Consider the following 20,969-nt stretch of genomic DNA (forward strand, 5'->3'; position numbering starts at 1 on the left):
CTGTGGCCGGCATCGGCCGCGACAAGCGGAGGTCAAGTATTTCCGCAGGTCAGACGTACTATGCTGGGCTGCGAGGCTTCGCCTGAAGCGTGGATGGATGCTGATATGGCCGCACCTGGCAGCACGTCGGGCGGCGCGGCGGAAGAGACCCTTCCAGCGGTCGTCGTGATCGATGACGCGGGCACCGTGACCGGCTGGTCGCGGACCGCGGAGAAGCTCTTCGGATACCGGGCCGCCGAAGTCCTCGACCGATCCGCCGCGCCGGTCTTCCTGCCACCGGTCGCACCCGGCGACCGGGAGCGCTGGTCCGGCCTCCTCCAGGCGCGCCACCGCGACGGCGGCGCCCTCCTCGTCCGGGTCGCCGGCTCCCGGCTGCGCACCCCCGGACCCGGCGTCGCGTGGGTGCTGTCCATGACGCCGGCGACCGCGGAGACGCCCGGGAGGGCCGCCGACCTGCTGGAGCCGCTCATCAGCCGCTCGCCGGTGGCCATGGCGATCTGGGATCGCGATCTCCGATGCGTCTGGCTGAACGCGGCGGCGCACGAGCTGAACGGCGTCTTCCCCCACTACGCGATCGGCCGCTCGCTGCGCGAGCCCATACCGGGGATCGACACCGACGCCGCGCGGGAGGCTATGTCGAGGGTGCTCTGCGACGGCAACCCCATGATCGACCGCGAGGCCCGCTGGACCGCCGCCGACGGGAGCGCGGAGCTCACCCTGTCGACCTCGCTGTTCCGCCTGGACGGCGTGGACGGGCAGCCCCTGGGGGTGTGCTCGCTGGCCCTGGACATCAGCACCAGCAGGACCCGCGACCGCCTGTCCCTGCTGCGCGAGGCCAGCATCCGGATCGGCAGCACGCTCGACGTCAACCAGACCGCCCAGGAGCTGGCGGACCTGGCCGTGCCGCTCATCGCCGACTACGTCACCGTCGACCTGGCCGAATCGGTGCTCCCGGACACCCCGCCCCTGCAACGGCTGGCCGCCACCGAAGCGCGGATCCCCGTCTTCCGCCGCGCGGGCGTGGCCTCCGTCCACGACGGGATCCCCGAGTCCCTCTGGCCGCGCGGGCAGGCGGTCTTCGTCCCCCCGTCGTCCCCGTTCACCGAGGTCCTGTCCTCCGGCCGGTCGCACTTCGAGCCCTTGCTCGACACCTCGCCCGGCACCTGGCTCGACCAGGACCCGGCCCGCGCCGAGATCATCCACGGCACCGGGATGCACACGTTGCTCATCATCCCGCTGGCCGCCCGCGGCGAGATCCTGGGCGTGACGGTGTTCGTCCGCAACGAGAATCCGGCGGCGTTCACCAAGGACGACCTGATGCTCGCGGAAGAGCTCGTCGCGCGCGCCGCGCTGAGCCTCGACAACGCGCGCCAGTACACCCGTGAGCGCACCGCCGCCCTCGCGCTGCAGCGCAACCTCCTGCCGCGCAACCTGAGCGGCGGCGACGCCGTCGACGTGGCCTCGATCTACCTGCCCTCCGACGTCCACGAGGGGGTGGGCGGCGACTGGTTCGACGCGATCCCGCTGCGCGACTCCCGGGTGGCCCTGGTCGTCGGCGACGTGACCGGGCACGGCATCAACGCCGCCGCGACCATGGGGCGGCTGCGCACCGCCGTGCGCACGCTCACGTACATGGGCCTGCCGCCGGACGAGCTGCTCACGCACCTCGACGACCTGGTCCTGCGGCTGACGGAGGAGGACGCGGGCGACGACGGCTTCCCGCTGGACGCCGTGGGGGCCACCTGCCTGTACGCGATCTACGACCCGGGCACCCGGCGCTGCACCATGGCCACGGCCGGGCACCCGCCGCCCGCGCTCATGGACCCGTCCGGCGCGGTCAGCTTCCCGCGCCCGCCCAGCGGCACCCCGATCGGCGTGGGGCTGGGCTCCTTCGGGTCCCTCGAACTCGAGCTCGGCGAGGGCAGCCTGATCGCCCTCTACACCGACGGGCTGATCGAGACCCGCGAGGCCGACATCGAGGCGGGCATCGACCGCCTCGGGGCCGCGCTGGCCGGGGCCGCGCTGCCGCTGGAGAGCCTGTGCGCCACGGTGGTCGAGACGATGGTGGGGGACAAGGGCTCGGAGGACGACATCGCCCTCCTTGTCGCCCGTACCCGCTGATTGGCCCTTCGGTGCGCTCAGCCGCCGCGCGGCGTCATGGGGGTGGTCAGGCGCTTGCCGAGGCGCTGGGCGGGGGCCTCGATCAGGTGGTAGGTCAGCAGGCTGAGCGGGATCAGGGCGAGCAGGTACAGCGGCAGGTTCGGCACCACGTGCAGCAGGATCGGGTGCAGCAGGTAGAGGGAGAAGCTGATCACGCCGAGCCGCGTCAGCCAGCGCGGGAACGACCGGTGGCGCAGGCCGTACGCGAGCGCGAAGACGCCGAAGGCGAGCACGAGCGCGGGGGCCCAGCCGGAGTCGTCCTTGGCGGGCAGCCCGCACACCAGCACCGCCGCCGCCGCGGTCCCCGCCGCGCGCCAGGAGATCGTCCCCTGCTGGGCCCGGTGCACCGCCGTGCCCGCGAACATCGTGGCCAGGATGATCACGCCCTGCCAGGTGCCCGCCCGGCTGCCCAGGACCACCAGCGCCAGGCCAAGGAGCCCGCCCGCGACCGCGGCCGCCGTACGGAACCGGCCGGGCCCCAGCGCCGTCACCGCGATGGCCGCGACGACGGCGAGGGCGAGCAGCGCGGCGGCCAGGCCGGCGTCGCCGCCGATCGTCGCCCCCGGCAACAGCAGGCCCAGGGGCACGGCCGCCAGCGCCAGCGCGACCGCGATCCCGGCCGACCGGTGCGCCTGCCGCACCGCGAACAGGGCGACGCTCATCAGGTAGAACGCCATCTCGTACGACAGCGTCCAGGTCACGCTGATGACGGCGGGCAGATTGAGCAGCTCCTGCAGCATCGTCACGTTGCCGAGCACGACCAGGGGCAGGGGGCGTTCGGTGAGGTGCGGCTCGCCGGGGATCAAGCCCAGGTGCGCCAGGAACAGCGCCAGGCAGCAGGCGGCGAGCAGCAGCGGGAGGAGCCGGAAGGCCCGGCCGGTCCAGAAGGCGCGCAGATCGCCGCGCCGTTCCAGGGAGGCCGGGATGATGTAGCCGCTGACCAGGAAGAAGACGAACACGCCCCACGTGCCGAAATCGATCCGGCGGTCCACCACCGCCCAGAGGCCGGGCAGGAAGGTCCAGCCGGCGTGGTGCAGGGTGACGGCCAGCGCGGCCGGCCCCCGCAGGGCATCCAGCCAGGCCAGCCGGTTGGGGGCCGGGAGCATCTGAGGGATTCTAGGTCATGAGGGGATTCGTCCGACTTGGGGCCAGTCAGCCGGCCAGGGCCCGGGTGATGTCGTCCAGTACGGTCTGCGCCGCCAGCGGCCCGCCGGCGCTGTTCCAGGCCGAGCCCTCGACGACCACCACGTGCCCCTTCTTCGCGGCGCCCAGCTCGGTGAAGTTGGGCACCTTGGCCGCCTCCTCGTACGCCTGCTGCCCCACCGTCTTGTCGCCCAGCGTGCCGAAGAACATCCAGTCGCCGTCGATCGTGTCGAGCTTCTCCAGGCTGACCGGCTCGCTGTGCCCGGAGCTCGCGCCCTGCTGGTCGGCGGGCCGGCCGAGGCCGAGCGCGGACAGGGTGGACCCGACGTGGCCGACACCCTTGCCGACCACGGAAGGGGCGCCGTTCTGCCAGCGGATGACGCTGACCGTCGCGCCGGCGTTCGCGCCCAGCTTCGTCTTGGCCGAGGCCACGCTCGCGTCGAAGTCCGTCAGCCACGTCTGCGCCTGGGAGCTCTTGCCCAGGGCGTCGGCCGTGACGGTGAACGCCGTGCGCCAGTCCGCGTTGAGCTTGGCGGTCAGCACCGTCGGGGCGATGGCCTGCAGCTTGTCGAGCACCCGTTTGGCGCCGACCGTCTCGTCGAGCAGGATCAGGTCCGGCCGCAGCGTGGCCAGCTTCTCCAGGTCAGGCTCGGCGACCGTGGCCACGACCTGCGCCTTCTCGGCCTTGGCCGCCAGATACGTGGCCACGCCGTTCTGGCCCCTGCCCGCGGTGGTCCCGACCGGCTGGATCCCCAGCGCCAGGGCGGCGTCCAGGGTCGGCTCGCTCAGGGCGACGACGGCGTGCGGGGCGGCGGGCACGTTCACCGTGCGGCCCGCGGCGTCGGTGAGGGTCCGGGTGGCGGCGGACGCGCCCGGCGCGGCGGCCGTGCCGCTCTGTGCGCTGCCGCAGGCGGCCACGACGAGCGCGCCGGCCAGGACGGCGGCGGTGCGTCGGGCTCGCCGGAATGCCTGCTTGTCCATCAATTGCTCCTCAGGGTGATCATCAGGGGGTCAGCAGGGCGATCAGGCCGTCGGCCAGCGAGCCGCGCCAGCAGGCATAGTCGTGGCCGCCGTTGTACTCGGTCAGGACGACCGGACATCCGCGCGATCGCAGCACGTCGTCCAGGTCGCGGGCGTAGCCGGCCATCGGTCCCTCATGCAGGCCGACGTCCAGGCGGACCCTGATCGGCCGCCGCAGGTCCTCGGCGAAGCGCCCGGCCAGCCAGGGAGGGCCGGCGGGAGCGAGTTTCGGCACGCCCGGCTCCAGGCCCGGCCGCCACCACAGCGACGCCGACTGCGCCAGCACGTTGCCGAACCGCTCGGGCCGCAGCAGACCGGCGTACAGGGCGGCCATCCCGCCGAGGCTCTGCCCCGCGACGACGGTCCGCGCGGGGTCGCGGGTGATCGGCCACCGTTCCGACGCCCAGCCGAGCACCTCGTCGGCGAGGAAGCTCACGTACGGCTCCCGCGCCCCCAGCTCCGCCCAGCGGACGTCGTTGCCGGCCGAATCAGGGGCGACGACGACCAGCGGCGGCACCGCGCCGTCCGCGATGAGGGCGTCGAGGGTGTCCTGGAACGCGAGCCCGCCGAACCACATGTCGCCGTCGCACAGGACCGCCACCGGGGCACCCGAGGGGACGCCGCCCGGCGGGACGTACGCCCACACCGTCCGCTCTGCGCCCAGGACGCCGGCGGGCAGCCGGTGCTCGTGCACCTCGCCGCGCGGGATCCCGGCGCGCCGGTCCGCCCACGGCTGGGGCGGCGCGGCCGGCAGGGAGACCACCGAGGCGTCCGGCCGGCCCCAGCGGCTCGCCAGGCGATGCGGGTTGAGCGGATCGGGCCGGCCGTCCGCCATCAGCGCCGCCTTGGACAGCTCGCCGCCGGGCACGCCCGCCCTCCGCGGGTCCGACGGCCTGTCCGAGACGCCGGCGAGAGCCGCCGGCCCCGAGACGCCGGCCGGCGCCATCCGGTACGAGCCGCGATGGTCGGCGCGCAGCCGGTACGTGAGATGCCAGACGTCCGTGCCCGGCAGTCGGCGCATCAGGGACGCCGCCGGATCGTCGCGCACGGCGACGCGGTTCAGCGCGACCAGCATCCGGTCGTCAGGCCCGCCGCGCCACAGGAAGGTGACGGCGCGATGGCCGGGATCACCCTCGATCTCCGCCACCAGCGGCGTGCCCCGGCGCTCGGCCGCCGCCCAGAACTCCGCCAGCAGCTCCGCCCGCCCGGCCGCCCCGGACGCGCCCGCCAGGTCACGCTCCAGGCGCTCGACGCACGGTCCCGCCGTGACGTGGGCCGCCGGCCGCTGGATGTCTGACACGTCTGTCCCGCCTCTCCTGTGGTCCATGACGGGATCCCACCAGCCCCCCTGTCACCAGCGTTAACTTAGCTTAGCCTAAGCTAACTTCATGCTCTCAAGACCGTCACCCCGGGGTCGCGCGCCCGCGGTCCGACCGGCCCCCGGCCAGGAAGAAGGCCGGTCGCGGCGCAGCACCGCCGCGGCGCGCGGCGGCGGGCTGCTGCTGGGCGTCGCCCTGCTCGCGGCGGTGATCCTGGCCGGCCTGGCGATCGGGACCAAGCAGATCCCCGCCGACCAGGTGTGGTCCGCCCTGTTCCACCCGTCGGGCACCGCGAACGACGCGATCGTCCAGCGGCTCCGCCTGCCCCGCGCGCTCATCGGCGTCGCGGCCGGGGCCGCACTCGGCCTGGCGGGGGCCGTCATGCAGACGCTGACGCGCAACCCGCTCGCCGACCCCGGCCTGCTCGGCGTCAACGCGGGGGCGTCCGCGGCCGTGGTCACCGCGATCAGCGTGTTCGGGATGACGTCCTTCACCGGGTACCTGTGGTTCGCGCTGGCCGGCGCGGCCGTCGCCGCCACCCTGGTCAACGCGCTGGGCGGGAGCCGCAGCGCCACCCCGGTACGCCTCGCACTGGCCGGCACGGCAGTGAACGCCGCCCTGTTCGGCTACATCAACGGCCTGCAACTGCTCGACCTCGGCACCCTGGACAGCATGCGGCACTGGTCCATCGGGACCCTCGCGGGCCGCGAGCTCGGCCTGCTGGTGACGGTGCTGCCGCTGCTGGCCGCGGGCGGGCTGCTGGCCCTCGCACTGGCCAGGCCGCTCGGCGCGCTCGCGCTGGGGGAGGAGGCGGCGCGCGGCCTCGGCGCCCGGCCGGGGCGCACCAGGGCGCTGTCCATCGTGGCGATCACCCTGCTCTGCGGCGCGGCGACGGCCGTGTGCGGGCCCATCAGCTTCGTCGGCCTGCTGGTCCCGCACGCCGTGCGGCCCTTCTCCGGGCCCGATCCGCGCTGGCTGCTGCCCTACTGCGCCCTGTACGCCCCGGTGCTGCTGCTCGGCTCCGACGTCATCGGACGCGTCGTGATCCCGCCGTACGAGATCGAGGTGGGCATCGTCACCGCGTTCATCGGCGGACTGATCTTCATCAACCTGGTACGTCAGCGAAGGGTGGCCCGGCTGTGACCACGAGGAGAGAGCCGGTCACCGCCCGCTGGGGCGACCGGTCGCTGCGCTTCGACCGCCGGGCCGCGCTCGCCTGCCTGGCGCTCGCGGCGGTCGCCGCCGTGGTCGTCGTGCTCTGCCTGGGCACCGGAACGTACGCGCTCAACCCGCTCGAAGTGATCCGCACGCTGGCCGGCGGCGGCCCCCCGGGCGCCGAGTTCATCGTCCAGGGCCTGCGCCTGCCGCGCGCGCTCGACGCGGTGCTCGTCGGCTTCGGCATGGGCCTGGCCGGCGCGATCTTCCAGTCCCTGTCGCGCAACCCGCTGGGCAGCCCGGACATCATCGGCTTCGGCAACGGCGCCTCCGCCGGCGCGCTGATCGCCATCATCCTGCTCGACCTGGGCACGGCGCAGACGGCGTTCGGAGCGGTCTGCGGCGGTCTGGGGACGGCCGCGGCGGTGTACCTGCTGGCCTGGAAGCGCGGCGTGCACGGCTACCGGCTCGTGCTGGTGGGCATCGGCGCCTCAGCGGTGCTGGGGGCCGCGACGAGCCTGCTCTACGTACGCGCGGAGATCGGCAAGGCCGCCCAGGCGGCGGCCTGGATGATCGGCTCGCTGAACGCCCGCGGCTGGCCCGAGGTGGGGACCATCGCGGCGGGACTGATCGCGCTGGTGCCGGTCGTGCTCGTGTACGCGCGCCGGCTCACGCTCCTGGAGATGGGCGACGACGGGGCCGCAGCCCTGGGCGTGCACCCGGAACGCAGCCGCCTGGTGCTCATCGCGACCGGTGCGGGGCTGACCGCCATGGCGGTGGCGGCGGCCGGGCCGATCCCGTTCGTGGCCCTCGCGGCTCCGCAACTGGCCCGGCGGGTGACCCGCGCGGCCGGACCGAACCTGCTGCCCGCCGCGTGGATGGGCGCGATACTCGTGGCCGGGGCCGACTGGGCCACCCAGGCGGTCTCCGGCTCGGCGATCCTGCCGGTCGGGGTGGTCACCGGTGTGGCGGGCGGCGCCTACCTGGCCTGGTTGCTGCTCCGCGAACGCAAATCAGGCAGCCTGTGACTGCCCGCGGTGCTCGACTAGATCATCGTGGCTCCCGGGCCGGGCGTGCCGCCCGGGAACCACGCACGCTGGATCAGAGTTTGAAGAGCTTGACGTACGGAGCGATGATGCGATGGGTTTCGGCGCCGAAGTCCACCAGGACGGCGACGCCCTCCTCGACACCGATCACCGAGCCGAGGCCATATTTGTCATGGGTCACCCTGTCCTGGAGCGCGAAGTTCTCGGCAGGCGGGAGGGGCACTTCAGGTACATTGAACGGACTTCCGGGCAGGCGCTGCCGGGCGGCGACTCGTTTCGGCCTCATTTATACAGTATGCGCTGTTCCGCGAGCGATTTCTCGGCCTCTCGGCTGAATCATCGTCGCACGCAGGGGGCAGACGCGGTCAACGAGTCAGCCCCGGGGCCTGTCAGACGGGTTTCTCCGCCCGCGTAGCCCGAAGAAAGCGACCGCCAGCCCGGCGATGAGAACGATCGGGCCGATGATCGCCCAAGTGGTGTCACCGCTCATCACGCTGCCGCCGACGACGCCCAGCCCTTGGAGCGTCCACACGGCGCCGGCCACGATCAGGAGCAGGCCGAGGGCGAGGAGGATCCATGCTTTCACCGCTTGCCTCGTTTCCTGTCACGGCTGGGATGGGACCTTGGTACGCCTCAGGTCGTCGGCGGGACACGGCCGCGAACAGGGGCGTCTTCAGCATGCCACGAGGAGTGGCCTTCCGCGCAGTAACCCGCGCTACGCGACCTCTCCGAACCCACCGATTCTTGCCCCCGCCGATTCTCGGGCCCGGGTCCATGGGCCCCGGTGGAGGCGGGCTGGGGCCCTGGCGGCTCATCCCTTGATCTGTCGGACGATGCTCTCGTCGGCGATCTCGGTGTCCCTGGCCAGGAGCAGAGCCTTGCTGAGGATGAGCGCGAGGCGGCCGTCCTCCTCGAAGGGCAGGAACAGCCCGGCGTCCTGGCCGGGGGCGGCCACGATGCAGAGGTAGACGTCGCCGGGATCCATGAGGATGTTGGCGCTGCCCAGGTGGATCCGGTAGGTGCGCAGGTCACCGCGTACGACGAGGTAGCGGTCGGTGAGGGTGCAGCGGGCGGCGATGGCCATGCGCGGGAGGAGCCGGGCCAGCGCGTCGCGGCGCACTTCGCCCGAGGGCGCCAGCGCGCCGAAGGACGTCTCGCGCCAGTAGTCGAGATGGCGGCCGTCCTGACCGCGGTCGGCCCACTCGGGATCGGCCGCGATCGAGGTCACCGCCACGAACAGGTCCACGTCCCGCATGGCCTCGCTGAACACCAGCGCGGGCACCTCCGCCAGCGGCGCCTCCCGCCAGTCGCCGTCCACCCGCCGGTGGAAGCGCACCTGGTCGGTGGAGGCGTACTCGCCGGGGCCGTCGTAGACGTAGTCGTGCCGGAACGCCGCCCGCCACCGGCCCTCGGCGAGCACGCGCGTGGCCTCGCCCGCGTCGCCGCCGTCCCACGGCCCGAGCATCTGGGTCCGCCACCCGCGCTGCTTGAACATCGCGTACAGCCGCCGGTAGTCCACGATGTGGGCGGCGAACCGGTTGGAGTAGACGCCGGTCGCCTCCTCGGCGGGCGTGAGCGGATAGACCTCGCGGAAGGCCTGCTTGAACGGCTGCCGCACCCGCCCTCCGGCCACGGCCTCCCGCCAGCGCACCACCTCCTCCCGCGCCGCCCGCGCCGGATGCCACAACCGCACCCGCACATCCGCCATCCCCCCACCTTCGCCGAGCTGGTCGTCGAAGCCGCCGAGCGCCGCTCGTCACTCTCCGGGCGTGACCTCTGCCTCCCAGATCAGGCGGGCCGCGACTGAGGCGGCGATCGGGTGCTCGCCGATCTGCCGCCGCCACATCTCGTACGGCAGCGCCGTCTCGCCCGCGAATCCCGCCTCCAGCGCCCTGACCAGGGTCGTCACCTGCCGCTGCACCTGCTTGACCAGCTCGCGCAGCCGCTTGACCTCGTCCGGGTGCTCCTTGCGTACCGCCGCGGGCGCGGTCTTGAGCCGCCGGTCCCCGTGCCACCAGCTCAGCTCGAAGTCGCCGCGTTCGCCCGCCGAGACGACGGCCCGGTGCTCGCCCAGGGGCACCTCCAGCCGCCCGCCGGGCTCGAATCCCGGGTCGGGCATCCGGAACGCCACCTCGACGCGGTCCGCCAGCCCCGGCTCGATCCGCTTGATCATGCGGTCGAGCTGCTTGATCACCCCGGCATGGCGGGTCACCGCGCGTGCCGCGCGCAGCTCCGTGATCGCCTCCGGTGTCGGGAACTGCTCGGCCGCGCGCGCGATCTCGTACAGCAGTGCCTGTGAGGGCAGCGTCTTGGCCGCCGTCGGCGCGACCGCGACCTGGGGCAGCATCGCCCCGAGCAGCTCGGGGAGCCACGGCTCGTCGCAGGCCAGCGCCAGCCGCGCCGCCCGCCCGAGCGCCGCCGTCTCGGCCGGCCCGAACGCCTTGTCCGCACGGTAGGGGATCTCGCGTGCGTGGATCGCCGCCAGCCTGGCCGCGGCGGCCTCCAGGGCCGAGCGGGCGAAACTCGCGTACGCCGGCAGGCCGGCCAGCCGCTCCCAGACGTCGGGGAGCGCGGGCGACGCCCCGTACGTCCGGGACCCGACCTCGGCCAGCAGCGCCCTGTCCATGGGATCCAGGCTCATGAACAGGTCGAGCTCGGCGGCGGCCAGCGGCTGCGCTCCATCGGCCGCGGACAGCCCCATGATCCCCGCTACGGCGTCCAGCGCTACGGCGTCCATCCCGGCCACCCCGGCCACGGTCAGCAGCGCGTACGGCTCTTCCAGCCGCTTCTCCCCGACCATGAACCCGGTCAGCGTGCCCGCCGGCCCGGCCAGCCTGCCCAGGGGCGCGCCGCCAGGACAACGCAGCAGCGCGCCCGCCGCCAGGCACAGGTCGGCCCAGCGGCGTCTGTCCAGCCCGTCGACCAGCGCTTCGTACAGCGCCAGGCACGACTCCTGGGTGAAGGCCGGCTGCCGCTGCTTGACCTGGTCCTCGACGACAACACGCATCGAGAAGGCCGGCCCGCTGCCGGTCACCCGGTAGGCGAGAGGCAGCAGATGGCCCAGATCCACCGCCGTCAGCCGGGACCCGTCGGGCCACGGGGCCGGGTAACCGGCCTCCGGGTCGGTCAGGTGGCGGTGAACGTGCTGGGCAGTGGGGGAGAGCTGCATGCGGGCCGTTCCTTCGATCTCTGTGAGGCCGTCGGGCCGTTGATCCTCAGGCAGCACCTTGCCGGACGACGCCGACAGAATCCAACGGAGCGGCGGCACACATGCGATCACGCGGAGAGGCCGGGCCGGTTACTCGAAATGCGGTGGCCGATGCCTTCAGGGGCCGATATCCGGAACATGACAGGTTGATCATCTTCTTGTCAGTGCCGCCGTTCGCCGCTCGCCTTTCCGGCGGACAACGGTTGATTACGGACGCCACTGCAATGATCACAAGTCACACCCGGCCCTGCCGCTACCCCCGCCCAACTGATCACTCAGGATTCGGCGGGATCGGCGCAATCGGCCGGGCGTGCGGCCCAGGTTCTCTGCCTCGTTCCAGCCCCTTGGAGATGGTGAAACAGCAGGTCAAGGGTGATATGCGAGTGATCCTGCCGCGTGTCACGGAGAATCGGGAAACAAACATTTCCCGAAGTAACCGGTCTATCGCTTGTCATTGTCTGGAATTGTTGGAACATATGGTTCGAGTCCTTCGAGTGAAGTCCATTGATCGCTTACCGGAAAAAGGTGGCGGCGAGGGAAAGGGGCAACGCTCATGCGCCAGCGTGCTGTCCGAAACCTGGCCAAGCTTGATACCACGCAAGCCAGGATCACCCGGATACTCGACGCTGCAGCGGGCGGGAAGAACAACTTCCTCGCCGACAAGGACATGGTGCGTCATTTCGATCAAGCGGCTCCCGCCATCACGACCGCGGCCCGCGCCGTACTGCAGTATCTGTCCCGTGTGGTGCGCCACCTTGCCGCCGCCGAGGGCGTGGCCCAGTTCATGATCGTGGGAGGCGGCGTCTCCTGTGGCCTGTCGGCCGGAAGCCGGTTGCACGACATAGCCCGCCAAACCTCCTCCAACCCCGCCTTGCGCGTCCTGTACGTCGAGAACGACCCGATGGCGCTGACCATGGCGCAGGCCACCATCGAGCCTTTCAACCCCATGGTGCGCGTGGTGGACGGTGACGTGCGCGAGATCGACGAGATCCTTCGCGACCGGGTCGTCCAGACGTTCCTCGATTGGGAGAGCCCCCTCGCCGTGCTGGTGTTGTCGACGCACAGCCTGGACGACGACGAGTACGCCCACTATGTGATCAAGCGACTCCGTCACGCGGCGCCGAACGGGAGCTTCCTCAGCCTGTTGCACACCACCTTCGACGGCATCCCGGCGGAGCTGCTGCCGGCCGTCAGCGGGGTGCTCGCGATGACGTTGCCCGGTCTTGCGATCCGTTCCAGGGATGAGGTCAAGGCCCTGCTGGACGGGATGGATCTGGTCGAGCCCGGCCTGGTGTGGGTGCCTGAGTGGCGTCCCGACGAGCGTGACCCCGCCTGCGCAGACGACCCCACCTCGTCGGGCAACTTCGGCGTGGTCGCGCACATCCCCTGAGCCCGCTCCCCGAGATCCGCTCCCCGAGACCCGCTCCCCGAGGTTCGCTGAGAGCGTGGCAAGCCCTGATCGTTCTGGAGGAATTGCGCGCGGCGCGGTAATCCTGGAGCGGTTGGAGGGACTACTGGGTGTGGACGATCCCGAAGAACGATTCACCGACCTCTACGACCGGCACTATCGCAGCGTGCTCGGCTACGCGTTGCTGCGCGCCGAGCGTGAGGTGGCCGAGGACGTGGCGGTCACCTTCGGTTCGCCGCAGGACGAGGCCGCGTGGCAGGCGGCAGGCTCGCCCGAGCTGGTGGAGAAGAAGCGCAGGACGTCCGACGACACACTGGAACGGATCCTGTCCCTCGACAACCCCAGCCTGACCATCCAGAACGTCTCCCAGCTGGTTCAAGGTGCTGGCCGAGCAGGACGGGATCGCCTCCAAGGGCCAGGTCACCGACGTGCTGGGGCGCACAGGGGTCGCCCTGGAGACGCCCGGCGCCGACGGTGTCGGCCACCGGCTGGTGATCGACGAGGGGACGGCCGAGCTGCTGCAGTACGAGGTGACGCAGAACGGGCAGCCGCTCCTGCGGGTGGCACTGGCGCAGACCGGCTGGACCGACCGGCTCGGCGAACGTCCGGAGAAATAGCCGGCGAAGGGCCGGCCCGCCAGGGGCCGCGGAGGCGGTCGGTGGTGAGAGGTCGGTCCGCCCGGGGGCGAGGACCACGGGTCAGTTCGCCAGGGGGCGAGGATGCGGGGTCAGTCCGCCCGGCGGGCGAGGAAGAGGTCGGTGGTGAAGGTCATCTCCACCCCGTCCCCGATCAGGGCGCCGATCTCCCGCAGCACGGCCTCCCGGGTCGCCGCATCCAGGATCCGGTACGCGGACACCGACCGGACGAGGTCCAGGTAGCGGTCGGCCGCATAGCGTTCGGTGCGCGTGTAGTCGCGATAGTCCAGATCGGTGAAGCGAGGGTCGCGCGAGAGCTCGTGCTCGACCTCCTCGGCCCGGAACGAGTGGCTCTGGTGCATGGTGGACGTGGTCACCCCGTGGCCGTGATCCACGGCGGCGAGGGCGGCCAGCAGGTCCGGGTCGCTGATGCCGTACCGGTTCCAGAAGGTCGCCACCGCTCCCGAGGGGGCCAGGGCCGCGTGGGTCAGGTCCCAGCGCCGGTCCTTGTCCACCCAGTGCCAGGCTTGGGCGGAATACAGCAGGGCGAACGCCCTGTCGGGGACGTAGTCCTCAAAAATCCCGGTCTCGACCCTGGCCTGCGGGCATCTCCGCGTCAGCGCGGCCGCCATCCGGGGGTCCGGCTCGACGCAGGTCAGCTCCACGCCGTGGGCGGCGAAGCTCGCCGTCGCCTTGCCGGTTCCCGCGCCCACCTCCAGCACGGGGCCGGCCGGGGCGTACTCCAGCACCTCGGTGACGAGGCGGTCGGGATAGCCCGGCCTGGCCGCCTCGTACTGCTCGACTGCCTCCCCGAACACCACGCTGCGCTTGCGGTCTACCGTCATCGTCTCAACCTCCAGATCAGACGGGAGCCGATTCAACCACGCGGGCGGATCCAGGCCGGAAGGGGGCCCGGCGAATGGTGCGGCTCCACATGCGCACAAGGCAGAAATCGGAGCTGTGACACATATCCGGCGCTTTCCGTAAAACATACGGTCACGGGCAAGTGCCAACCCCCCGGAGCCGATGATGCACGCACTTCTCGCCCGTACCCTGACCGGCCTCTCCGCGGCGCTGATCCTCGCCCTGGCCCTGATCGGCGTCGCCCGGCCGTCCCAGGCCGCCACCCTGACGAAGGTGTCCGGGTTCGGCTCGAATCCCGGCGCGCTCAACATGTGGGTGTACGTCCCCGACGGCCTGCCGGCCGGCTCGCCCGCCGTGGTCGCCCTGCACGGCTGCACCCAGAGCGCCAACGCCTACTACGCCAACTCCGGCTGGCGGAAGTTCGCCGACCTGCACGGCTTCGCGCTCGTCTTCCCGGAGGCGACCACGCTGCCGTCGAACTGCTTCCAGTGGTTCCAGGAGGGCGACATCAAGCGCGGCCAGGGCGAGGCCCTGTCCATCGCCCAGATGGTCACGTACGCCACCAGCGCGTACGGCCTCGACGCCGCCCGGATCTCCATCACCGGGCTGTCGGCCGGCGGCGCGATGACCGCGGTAATGATCGCGACATATCCTGACCTGTTCCACGCGGCCTCGATCGTCGCCGGCCTCCCCTACCGCTGCTCCCCGCCCGCCTCCACCAGCACCTGCATGAACGGCCCCGTCAGCAAGACCCCCGCCGCCTGGGGCGCGCTCGTCCGGGCCGCCCACTCCGGCTACACGGGAGCGCGGCCGAAGGTGGCGATCTGGCACGGCCAGGCGGACTACACGGTCAACAAGGCCAACGGCGACGAGCTGCGCGACCAGTTCACCGACGTCCTGGGCCTCTCCCAGAGCCCGTCGGGGACGCAGAGCCTGCCCGCCGGGACCACGCTGGAGACGTACCGCGCCGACGCCCTGCGCTACTACAAGATCGCCGGCATGGGCCACGGCACGCCGGTCGACCCCGGTACGGCGGCCGGCCAGTGCGGCACGGCGGGCGCGTACTTCCTGGACACCATCTGCTCGGCGTACTACGACACGGCCTTCTTCGGCCTGGCCGGCGGCGCGCAGCCCACCCCGACCCCGACCCCCACCCCGACCGTGACGCCGACTCCGCAGCCGGTGTGCTTCACGGCCAGCAACTACGCCCACACCCAGGCCGGCCGGGCCCACCAGTCGGGCGGCTACGCCTACGCCAACGGCTCGAACCAGGCGATGGGGCTGTGGAACACGTTCGTCACCAGCACGCTGAAGCAGACCGGCCCGAATTACTACAGCGTCGTGACACCGGCCTGCTGACCGGCTCGTCATACGCTGGCGCACTACGCGAAAGGTGATCGGCTACGAATCGCGTAGTGCGCCCAGGTAGGCTGGGCCCATGGTCGAACCCGTCTCGGAGAGCGGTGCCGGCATCGCGTGCGACGTGCACTTCATGGACGTGTTCAAGGTGCTCGGCAAGCGGTGGAACGGCATGATCATCGTCGCCCTGCTCCAGCGGCCCGCGCGGTTCAGCGAGCTGGCCAAGATGATCAACGGGATCACCGACGGCATCCTCACCGACCGCCTGCGCGAGCTGATGGCCGCCAAGCTCGTGGAGCGTCAGCTCGCCGAGGGCCCGGCCACCGCGGTCCTCTACCGGCTCACCCCCGTCGGCGAGGACCTGCGCGACGCGTTCCGCGAGCTGCACGCCTGGGCCGGCCGCAACAACATCGGCGAGCTTTGCAACCCCTGATCCCGCAGCGCCGACCCGCAGCGCCGACCCGCAGCGTCGTCCCGCTGAGCGACCCGATGGGCGATCCGCTGAGCGACTCAGCGAAAAACGGCGATGACCCCGGACCGGCCGGGGGCCATCGCCGTCGGCGCGACCGGGAGACCTACTTGCGGGCCAGGTCGATGAGCTCGGCGTAGAGGGCGAGCCCGTCGGCGATCCCGAGCTCCCGCCCCTGCGTGTCCTGGATGGTGGTGGAGAACAGGACCTCGTCGACGCCGGTCCCTTCGAGCGCGGCCACGTCGTCGGCGATCTCGCGCGGCGAGCCGCCGAGGAACGGCCGCCCGTCGCCCAGCGGGCCGGCGGTGAGCGGCACGTTGGCGCGGGCGACCACGGTCACCGACTCCGGGTCGCGCCCGAGCTCCGCCGCGGCCGAGCGGAACGCCTTGGTCAGGTCCAGCAGCATCTCGCGGCTGACCGCCACCGGGTTGAGCCCGTCGGCGATGCGGGCCGCCCGCCGCACCCCGCCCGGCGTCATCGCCCCGAGCAGGACCGGCACGTTCGGCTGCACCGGCTTGGGGTTGATCTCGGACTCGGCGATCTGGGTGAACTTGCCGTCGTACGCGACCGGGTCGGGCCCCCAGCAGGCCCGCATGGCGGCGACGACCTCGTCCATGCCGGGCCCGATCCGGCTCATCGGCACGCCCGCCGCGGCGAACTCCTGCGGCATCCACCCCTGGCCGAGCCCGGCCACCACCCGCCCGCCGCTGAGCTGGTCGAGGGTGGCGAACCGCTTGGCCAGCACCACGGCCGGGTGCAGTAGCGCGTCGATGATGCTGGTGCCGAGCTTGACGCGGCTCGTGAGCGCGGCGACGTAGCTCAGCGTCTCCAGCGGCTCGTAGGTGAGCCGGTACGTCTCCGGCACGGGCTGCGGCTCGCCGCCGCCCATCGAAACGGGCGCGGTGGGCCGCAGCAGTCTCTCGTAGGTCCACACCGAGTCATAGCCGAGCCGCTCCGCTTCCTGGGCGACGCGGGCGATGTTCGCAGGATTGGCCAGCGGACCGGACGTGGGCAGGGCAACACCTAGTTTCATGCCTCGTATCCTACTTGAGGCTTTATAGTTCGCTCTATAAAGAAGAGTGAACTATGGAAGATGTAGCGGTCGCCGTTTGACGCTCGCGAGCCGTCCGGGCCGGTTGGTCATGATGCCGTCCACGCCGTACGAGATCAGCCGGCGGATCACGGCCGGCTTGTGCGTGGTCCCCGTGTAGACCTTCATGCCCTGCTTGTGGGCCTTCTTGACGTACTGGGCCGTGAGCCCGGAGTGCGGAAGAGTGACGCCCTTGACGTAGCCGGCGAGCTCGGAGAGCCGGTCGGCGGGCGGCTTGCCGAGGAGCGAGATCGGGACATGGGGCCGCATGTTGTGGAACGTCCGCATGGCCCGCCAGTCGAACGCCTGCACGGCCAGCCGCTCGTCGCTCCACTCCGTATGGACCTCCTGCAGCTCGGCGGCCACCCGCTTGTCGATGTCCGGGTTGCGCGGGGAGTGCTTGATCTCCAGCAGCAGCCGGGCCTTGCTCCGGCTCATCGCCCGCAGCCCCTGCCCCAGCGTCGGCACCCCCTCGCCGCGATAGCGCGGGGAGAACCACGAGCCGGCGTCGAGCCGCTGGATCTCCGCGAGCGTGAAGTCGGAGACCCGCCACGGGGATCGCCTGGGGAAGATCTGCTCGACGTTGGTCGTGCGCGCCAGCGTCTGGTCGTGGATCAGGATGAGCTGGTGATCCTTGGACTGCTGGATGTCGAACTCGCACACGTCCGCCCCCTGTGCCATGGCCAGGGCGCAGGCCGCGATCGTGTTCTCCGGGGCGGCCGCGGAGCCGCCGCGGTGCGCGATGTTGTCGATCTCCCGCGGCGTGGCGGCGGCGTCCGTCGTCATGGTGGCCGGAACTGTCAGAGCTATCAAGTTCCCTCCTCGAGCTGCCTCGTAGGGAGCTGAGGAGAAAGTGCCCACTAATTCCGGAAAAAGGCCGTTTCGTACGGCGTGCCGCCCGGTCGGCACCAACTCTTTGCCGCTACGGAAGCCCGGCTTGGCCCGCCCCCGCGCAGCCCCCTACGCGGGCGCGGCAACCCCTACCCCCCGCGCAGCCCCTAAGCGGGCCCGGTGCTGTCGCGGACCAGCAGCCTGGGCTGGAACCGGACGTTGTAGCCACCCGGCTCACCGTTCATCAACGCCCACAGCCGCTCCCACGCCAGCTCACCCAGCTCGTGCTTCGGGATCGACACGGTGGTCAGCGGCGGCGTCGTGTACCGGGCGAACGGGATGTCGTCGAACCCGGTGACCGACACCTCGCCGGGCACCCGCACGCCCAGCTCGTGCAGCCCGGTCAGCACCCCCGAGGCCACCATGTCGTTGAACCCCAGCACCGCGCTCGCGCCGCACGCCACGACCGCGCGCGCCGCCGCGTGGCCGTCGTCGAACATGGACCCGCACGCCAGCTCCGTGAGTGCGATCCCGGGGACGGCGCGCAGTGCGGCGAGCCGTTCCGCGTTGGCCGCGCTGCCCGCCGGGCCGGCGAGATAGGCCAGCCGCCGATGACCCAGGCCCGTGAGGTGGGCCACGAGGTCGCCGACCCCCGCGACGTTGTCGATCGACAGCGACGGCGCGCCCAGCCCGGCGACCTCACGGTAGACCAGCACGAACGGCGCCAGCCGGTCGGCGAGCGCGCGCAGCCGCTCGTCCGGCGCGCGCGGCGAGGCCAGCACGAGCCCGTCGGAGTTGCGCCGCGCCTCCAGCGCGAGGATGGTCTCCTCCTCCGGATCCTCGTCGGACTCGGCCACCAGCAACTGGCGCCCGGCCTTGGCCGCCGCCCTGCTGAGCCCGCGCAGCACGCCCTGGAACAACGGGTTGGCGAGGTCGGGGACGATGAGCGAGATCGTCCCCGTGCGGCCGAGCGCCAGGCTGCGCGCCGCCACGCTCGGCTCGTAGTCGAGCGCCGCCGCGGCCGCCCGCACGCGGGCCGCCAGCTCCGGGTGGACGGTGGGGGAGCCGTTCATCACCCGCGACACGGTGGCGCGCGAGACCCCGGCCGCGTCGGCGACCCGGCCGATGGTGGCCGCGCCCGCGGGCCGCGGCCCGCGCCGGCCGGCCGCGCGGACCGGGGACGCCGGCGGGTCCTGGTCCTGCTCGCGGTCTCCCGTGCTCGCCCTCATCCGCTCTCCCCGCACGCGTGGGCCCGTGTCCTGCATGCATTAAATCGCCGAGCCGCGGCAGGTGCGTCCGCAACCGGGCGCCAGCCGCAAGATACCGGTTTCTGAAGAGGCTTGCAATCGGTTGCGGACCGACCTGCAGAGAAGCACTCGCAGACATCTCAGCAGCTCACTGCGTCGCTCACAAAGCGTTGACACCCCATGTGTGCTCTGTTAGAAACTGGTTACTCGCAACCGGAAAGGCGCTTTTCCCCTGTTATCCCGGCCGCACACGCTTCAGTGCGGCACGAAGGGTGATAGATGAGCAATCGTTCGGAGCCCCCCGAGGACCGCATCGCCTACCTCTTCCTCACGCCGTGGTTCATCGGCATGGCCCTGTTCACCGTGGGGCCGATCCTGGCCTCGCTCTACCTGTCGTTCACCGAGTACACCCTGCTCAAGCCGCCGGAATGGCTCGGGCTGGACAACTACCGCGAGATGCTGGCGGACCCGCGGCTGCACAAGTCGCTGGGGGTCACGTTCGTCTACGTGTTCGTGTCCGTGCCCGTCCAGCTCGTCCTGGCGCTGGCCCTGGCGCTCCTGCTCAACCGCGGCGTACGCGGGCTGAGCTTCTACCGCTCCGTCTACTACCTCCCGTCGCTGCTCGCGGGCAGCGTGTCCATCGCGATCCTGTGGCGGCAGATCTTCGGCAAGGACGGCCTGGTCAACCAGGTGCTGGCGATGGCCGGGATCGAGGGCGTGAGCTGGGTCGCCCATCCCGACTTCGCGCTGGGCACGCTCGTCGTGCTCAACGCGTGGACGTTCGGCGCGCCCATGGTGATCTTCCTGGCCGGGCTGCGCCAGATCCCCGTCTCCTACTACGAGGCCGCGCAGGTGGACGGGGCCGGCCCGGCGTCGCGATTCTTCCGGATCACGCTGCCGCTGCTGACCCCGATCATCTTCTTCAACCTGGTGCTGCAGCTGATCGGCGCGTTCCAGAGCTTCACCCAGGCGTTCGTGATCAGCGGCGGCCGGGGCGGCCCCTCCGACGCCACCCTGCTCTACACGCTCTACCTGTACGAACGCGGCTTCGGCTCGTTCGACATGGGTTACGCCTCCGCGATGGCGTGGGTCCTGCTGGTCATCATCGCCGCGCTGACCGGCCTCAACTTCCTCTTCGCCAAGCGGTGGGTGTTCTATGGGAGCTAGACGGCTGTCGAAGCACGCGCTGCTTCTCGGCTTCGGCGTGGTGATGCTCTATCCGCTGCTCTGGATGGTGTCGAGCTCCGTCAAGCCCACGGAGACGATCTTCCGTGACCCGTCGATCTGGCCCACCGAGCTCGACTTCGGCAACTACGCCGGCGGCTGGACGGCGCTGGAGCACCCCTTCCACTACTACCTGCTGAACTCCGCCGTGATCGCGATCCTGGCGGTGGCCGGCAACCTGCTGTCGTGCTCGCTGGCGGCCTACGCCTTCGCCCGGCTCGAGTTCAGGGGCAGGAAGATCTTCTTCGCCGCGATGCTGGCGACGCTGATGCTGCCCGTCCACGTCCTCATCGTCCCGCAGTACGTATTGTTCTCCCAGCTCGACTGGATCAACACGAACCTGCCGCTGGTCGTGCCCAAGTTCCTGGCGCACGACGCGTTCTTCATCTTCCTCATGGTGCAGTTCATCCGCGGCCTGCCGCGCGAGCTCGACGAGGCGGCGCGCATCGACGGCTGCGGGCACATCAGGATCTACTGGCGGATCGTCATCCCGCTCTCGGTGCCCGCGCTGGCCACCTCGGCGCTGTTCACCTTCATCTGGACCTGGAACGACTTCTTCAGCCAGCTCATCTTCCTGACCGACCCCGAGCTGTGGACCATGCCGGTGGCGCTGCGCTCGTTCATGGACGGCCAGGGCGAGACGGCCTGGGGCCAGCTCTTCGCCATGTCGATCGTCGGGCTGATGCCGATCTTCGGATTCTTCCTCGCCGGGCAGCGCTACCTGACCCAGGGCATCGCGACCACCGGCTTCAAGTAACCCCGTACGCACGCCCGCGATTAAAACGTTCTCA

Annotated in this window: 20 protein-coding genes and 1 pseudogene; 9 read left to right on the top strand and 12 right to left on the bottom strand. The window is 71.4% G+C overall.

The features are described from left to right. Nucleotides 1-93 precede the first annotated feature (93 nt). Nucleotides 94-2,121, top strand: a complete 2,028-nt coding sequence (locus ABEA43_RS27700) for a SpoIIE family protein phosphatase (protein WP_345566271.1) — start codon at nucleotides 94-96, stop codon at nucleotides 2,119-2,121. A gap of 17 nt (nucleotides 2,122-2,138) precedes the next feature. Here the strand turns inward: ABEA43_RS27700 and ABEA43_RS27705 are convergent, their stop codons facing one another. Genes ABEA43_RS27705 through fes form a run of 3 tightly spaced genes read right to left on the bottom strand, consistent with a single transcriptional unit; the run spans nucleotide 2,139 to nucleotide 5,623 of the window. After that, the gene (locus ABEA43_RS27705; RefSeq protein WP_345566273.1) at nucleotides 2,139-3,266 is read right to left on the bottom strand and encodes an acyltransferase family protein; all 1,128 of its coding nucleotides are present in this window, start codon (nucleotides 3,264-3,266) and stop codon (nucleotides 2,139-2,141) included. 46 nt (nucleotides 3,267-3,312) lie between these two features. Further along, the gene (locus tag ABEA43_RS27710) at nucleotides 3,313-4,284 is read right to left on the bottom strand and encodes an ABC transporter substrate-binding protein (RefSeq protein ID WP_345566276.1); all 972 of its coding nucleotides are present in this window, start codon (nucleotides 4,282-4,284) and stop codon (nucleotides 3,313-3,315) included. Nucleotides 4,285-4,306: 22 nt separating this feature from the next. After that, on the bottom strand, nucleotides 4,307-5,623 hold the full coding sequence (gene fes / locus ABEA43_RS27715) for an enterochelin esterase (protein WP_345566278.1): 1,317 nt from the start codon (nucleotides 5,621-5,623) through the stop codon (nucleotides 4,307-4,309). 88 nt (nucleotides 5,624-5,711) lie between these two features. On the opposite strand from fes, the gene ABEA43_RS27720 reads away from it, so the two are divergent. Both ABEA43_RS27720 and ABEA43_RS27725 read left to right on the top strand, forming a co-directional pair. After that, the gene (locus ABEA43_RS27720) at nucleotides 5,712-6,785 is read left to right on the top strand and encodes a FecCD family ABC transporter permease (protein WP_345566280.1); all 1,074 of its coding nucleotides are present in this window, start codon (nucleotides 5,712-5,714) and stop codon (nucleotides 6,783-6,785) included. Then, complete coding sequence (locus ABEA43_RS27725; RefSeq protein WP_345566281.1) at nucleotides 6,782-7,825, top strand: FecCD family ABC transporter permease; 1,044 nt, start codon at nucleotides 6,782-6,784, stop codon at nucleotides 7,823-7,825. Before ABEA43_RS27720 ends, ABEA43_RS27725 begins: the two co-directional genes overlap by 4 nt. Nucleotides 7,826-7,898: 73 nt before the next feature. Here the strand turns inward: ABEA43_RS27725 and ABEA43_RS27730 are convergent, their stop codons facing one another. From ABEA43_RS27730 to ABEA43_RS27740, 4 genes and pseudogenes are all read right to left on the bottom strand, one after another. Continuing rightward, a complete protein-coding gene (locus tag ABEA43_RS27730; RefSeq protein WP_345566283.1) occupies nucleotides 7,899-8,066 on the bottom strand; it encodes a hypothetical protein in 168 nt (55 codons plus the stop codon). Between the two features lie 150 nt (nucleotides 8,067-8,216). Further along, on the bottom strand, nucleotides 8,217-8,429 hold the full coding sequence (locus ABEA43_RS27735) for a hypothetical protein (protein WP_345566284.1): 213 nt from the start codon (nucleotides 8,427-8,429) through the stop codon (nucleotides 8,217-8,219). Between the two features lie 225 nt (nucleotides 8,430-8,654). Then, a complete protein-coding gene (locus ABEA43_RS68680) occupies nucleotides 8,655-9,338 on the bottom strand; it encodes a DUF7737 domain-containing protein (RefSeq protein ID WP_486348724.1) in 684 nt (227 codons plus the stop codon). After that, nucleotides 9,330-11,012, bottom strand: a pseudogene (locus ABEA43_RS27740) (DUF4132 domain-containing protein); the annotation flags it as partial. The gene ABEA43_RS68680 and the pseudogene ABEA43_RS27740, both read right to left, overlap by 9 nt. A gap of 592 nt (nucleotides 11,013-11,604) precedes the next feature. Between ABEA43_RS27740 and ABEA43_RS27745 the strand changes: the two are divergent. Beyond that, nucleotides 11,605-12,441 (top strand): SAM-dependent methyltransferase, encoded by an 837-nt coding sequence (locus ABEA43_RS27745; protein WP_345566287.1) that lies wholly within the window; start codon nucleotides 11,605-11,607, stop codon nucleotides 12,439-12,441. A gap of 192 nt (nucleotides 12,442-12,633) precedes the next feature. On the opposite strand, the gene ABEA43_RS27750 is transcribed toward ABEA43_RS27745, so the two are convergent. Next, entirely contained in the window at nucleotides 12,634-12,771 is a 138-nt protein-coding gene (locus ABEA43_RS27750) for a hypothetical protein (RefSeq protein ID WP_345566289.1), read from the bottom strand. Between the two features lie 68 nt (nucleotides 12,772-12,839). Here ABEA43_RS27750 and ABEA43_RS27755 point away from each other — a divergent pair, with 68 nt between their 5' ends. Beyond that, nucleotides 12,840-13,076: a hypothetical protein gene (locus tag ABEA43_RS27755; RefSeq protein ID WP_345566290.1), complete on the top strand. Its 237-nt coding sequence runs from the start codon at nucleotides 12,840-12,842 to the stop codon at nucleotides 13,074-13,076. A gap of 110 nt (nucleotides 13,077-13,186) precedes the next feature. On the opposite strand, the gene ABEA43_RS27760 is transcribed toward ABEA43_RS27755, so the two are convergent. After that, nucleotides 13,187-13,939, bottom strand: coding sequence for a class I SAM-dependent methyltransferase (locus ABEA43_RS27760; protein ID WP_345566291.1), 753 nt, complete (start codon nucleotides 13,937-13,939; stop codon nucleotides 13,187-13,189). 181 nt (nucleotides 13,940-14,120) lie between these two features. Here ABEA43_RS27760 and ABEA43_RS27765 point away from each other — a divergent pair, with 181 nt between their 5' ends. Next, the gene (locus tag ABEA43_RS27765; protein WP_345566292.1) at nucleotides 14,121-15,317 is read left to right on the top strand and encodes an extracellular catalytic domain type 1 short-chain-length polyhydroxyalkanoate depolymerase; all 1,197 of its coding nucleotides are present in this window, start codon (nucleotides 14,121-14,123) and stop codon (nucleotides 15,315-15,317) included. Between the two features lie 79 nt (nucleotides 15,318-15,396). Then, on the top strand, nucleotides 15,397-15,750 hold the full coding sequence (locus ABEA43_RS27770; protein WP_345566294.1) for a winged helix-turn-helix transcriptional regulator: 354 nt from the start codon (nucleotides 15,397-15,399) through the stop codon (nucleotides 15,748-15,750). A 142-nt stretch (nucleotides 15,751-15,892) separates the two neighbouring features. On the opposite strand, the gene ABEA43_RS27775 is transcribed toward ABEA43_RS27770, so the two are convergent. The 3 genes from ABEA43_RS27775 to ABEA43_RS27785 all read right to left on the bottom strand — a co-directional run bounded on the left by ABEA43_RS27775 (nucleotide 15,893) and on the right by ABEA43_RS27785 (nucleotide 18,936). Next, complete coding sequence (locus ABEA43_RS27775; protein WP_345566296.1) at nucleotides 15,893-16,819, bottom strand: TIGR03619 family F420-dependent LLM class oxidoreductase; 927 nt, start codon at nucleotides 16,817-16,819, stop codon at nucleotides 15,893-15,895. Between the two features lie 51 nt (nucleotides 16,820-16,870). Continuing rightward, entirely contained in the window at nucleotides 16,871-17,689 is an 819-nt protein-coding gene (locus ABEA43_RS27780; protein ID WP_345566298.1) for a glycerophosphodiester phosphodiesterase, read from the bottom strand. Nucleotides 17,690-17,874: 185 nt separating this feature from the next. Then, on the bottom strand, nucleotides 17,875-18,936 hold the full coding sequence (locus tag ABEA43_RS27785) for a LacI family DNA-binding transcriptional regulator (RefSeq protein ID WP_345566300.1): 1,062 nt from the start codon (nucleotides 18,934-18,936) through the stop codon (nucleotides 17,875-17,877). Nucleotides 18,937-19,233: 297 nt separating this feature from the next. Here ABEA43_RS27785 and ABEA43_RS27790 point away from each other — a divergent pair, with 297 nt between their 5' ends. Beyond that, entirely contained in the window at nucleotides 19,234-20,121 is an 888-nt protein-coding gene (locus tag ABEA43_RS27790) for a carbohydrate ABC transporter permease (RefSeq protein ID WP_345566302.1), read from the top strand. After that, nucleotides 20,111-20,935: a carbohydrate ABC transporter permease gene (locus ABEA43_RS27795; protein ID WP_345566304.1), complete on the top strand. Its 825-nt coding sequence runs from the start codon at nucleotides 20,111-20,113 to the stop codon at nucleotides 20,933-20,935. Before ABEA43_RS27790 ends, ABEA43_RS27795 begins: the two co-directional genes overlap by 11 nt. Nucleotides 20,936-20,969: the final 34 nt, after the last annotated feature.

Source organism: Nonomuraea rosea, from assembly GCF_039539705.1.
In the GTDB taxonomy this organism is placed as follows: Bacteria; Actinomycetota; Actinomycetes; order Streptosporangiales; family Streptosporangiaceae; genus Nonomuraea; species Nonomuraea rosea.

Coding starts and splice junctions, on each gene's coding strand:
- ABEA43_RS27745 (WP_345566287.1), top strand. CDS start 11,605: ATGCGCCAGCGTGCTGTCCGAAACCTGGCCAAGCTTGATACCACGCAA.
- ABEA43_RS68680 (WP_486348724.1), bottom strand. CDS start 9,338: ATGTTCAAGCAGCGCGGGTGGCGGACCCAGATGCTCGGGCCGTGGGAC.
- ABEA43_RS27795 (WP_345566304.1), top strand. CDS start 20,111: ATGGGAGCTAGACGGCTGTCGAAGCACGCGCTGCTTCTCGGCTTCGGC.
- ABEA43_RS27790 (WP_345566302.1), top strand. CDS start 19,234: ATGAGCAATCGTTCGGAGCCCCCCGAGGACCGCATCGCCTACCTCTTC.
- ABEA43_RS27700 (WP_345566271.1), top strand. CDS start 94: ATGGATGCTGATATGGCCGCACCTGGCAGCACGTCGGGCGGCGCGGCG.
- ABEA43_RS27770 (WP_345566294.1), top strand. CDS start 15,397: ATGGTCGAACCCGTCTCGGAGAGCGGTGCCGGCATCGCGTGCGACGTG.
- ABEA43_RS27705 (WP_345566273.1), bottom strand. CDS start 3,266: ATGCTCCCGGCCCCCAACCGGCTGGCCTGGCTGGATGCCCTGCGGGGG.
- ABEA43_RS27765 (WP_345566292.1), top strand. CDS start 14,121: ATGATGCACGCACTTCTCGCCCGTACCCTGACCGGCCTCTCCGCGGCG.
- ABEA43_RS27720 (WP_345566280.1), top strand. CDS start 5,712: ATGCTCTCAAGACCGTCACCCCGGGGTCGCGCGCCCGCGGTCCGACCG.
- ABEA43_RS27710 (WP_345566276.1), bottom strand. CDS start 4,284: ATGGACAAGCAGGCATTCCGGCGAGCCCGACGCACCGCCGCCGTCCTG.
- ABEA43_RS27785 (WP_345566300.1), bottom strand. CDS start 18,936: ATGAGGGCGAGCACGGGAGACCGCGAGCAGGACCAGGACCCGCCGGCG.
- ABEA43_RS27760 (WP_345566291.1), bottom strand. CDS start 13,939: ATGACGGTAGACCGCAAGCGCAGCGTGGTGTTCGGGGAGGCAGTCGAG.
- ABEA43_RS27775 (WP_345566296.1), bottom strand. CDS start 16,819: ATGAAACTAGGTGTTGCCCTGCCCACGTCCGGTCCGCTGGCCAATCCT.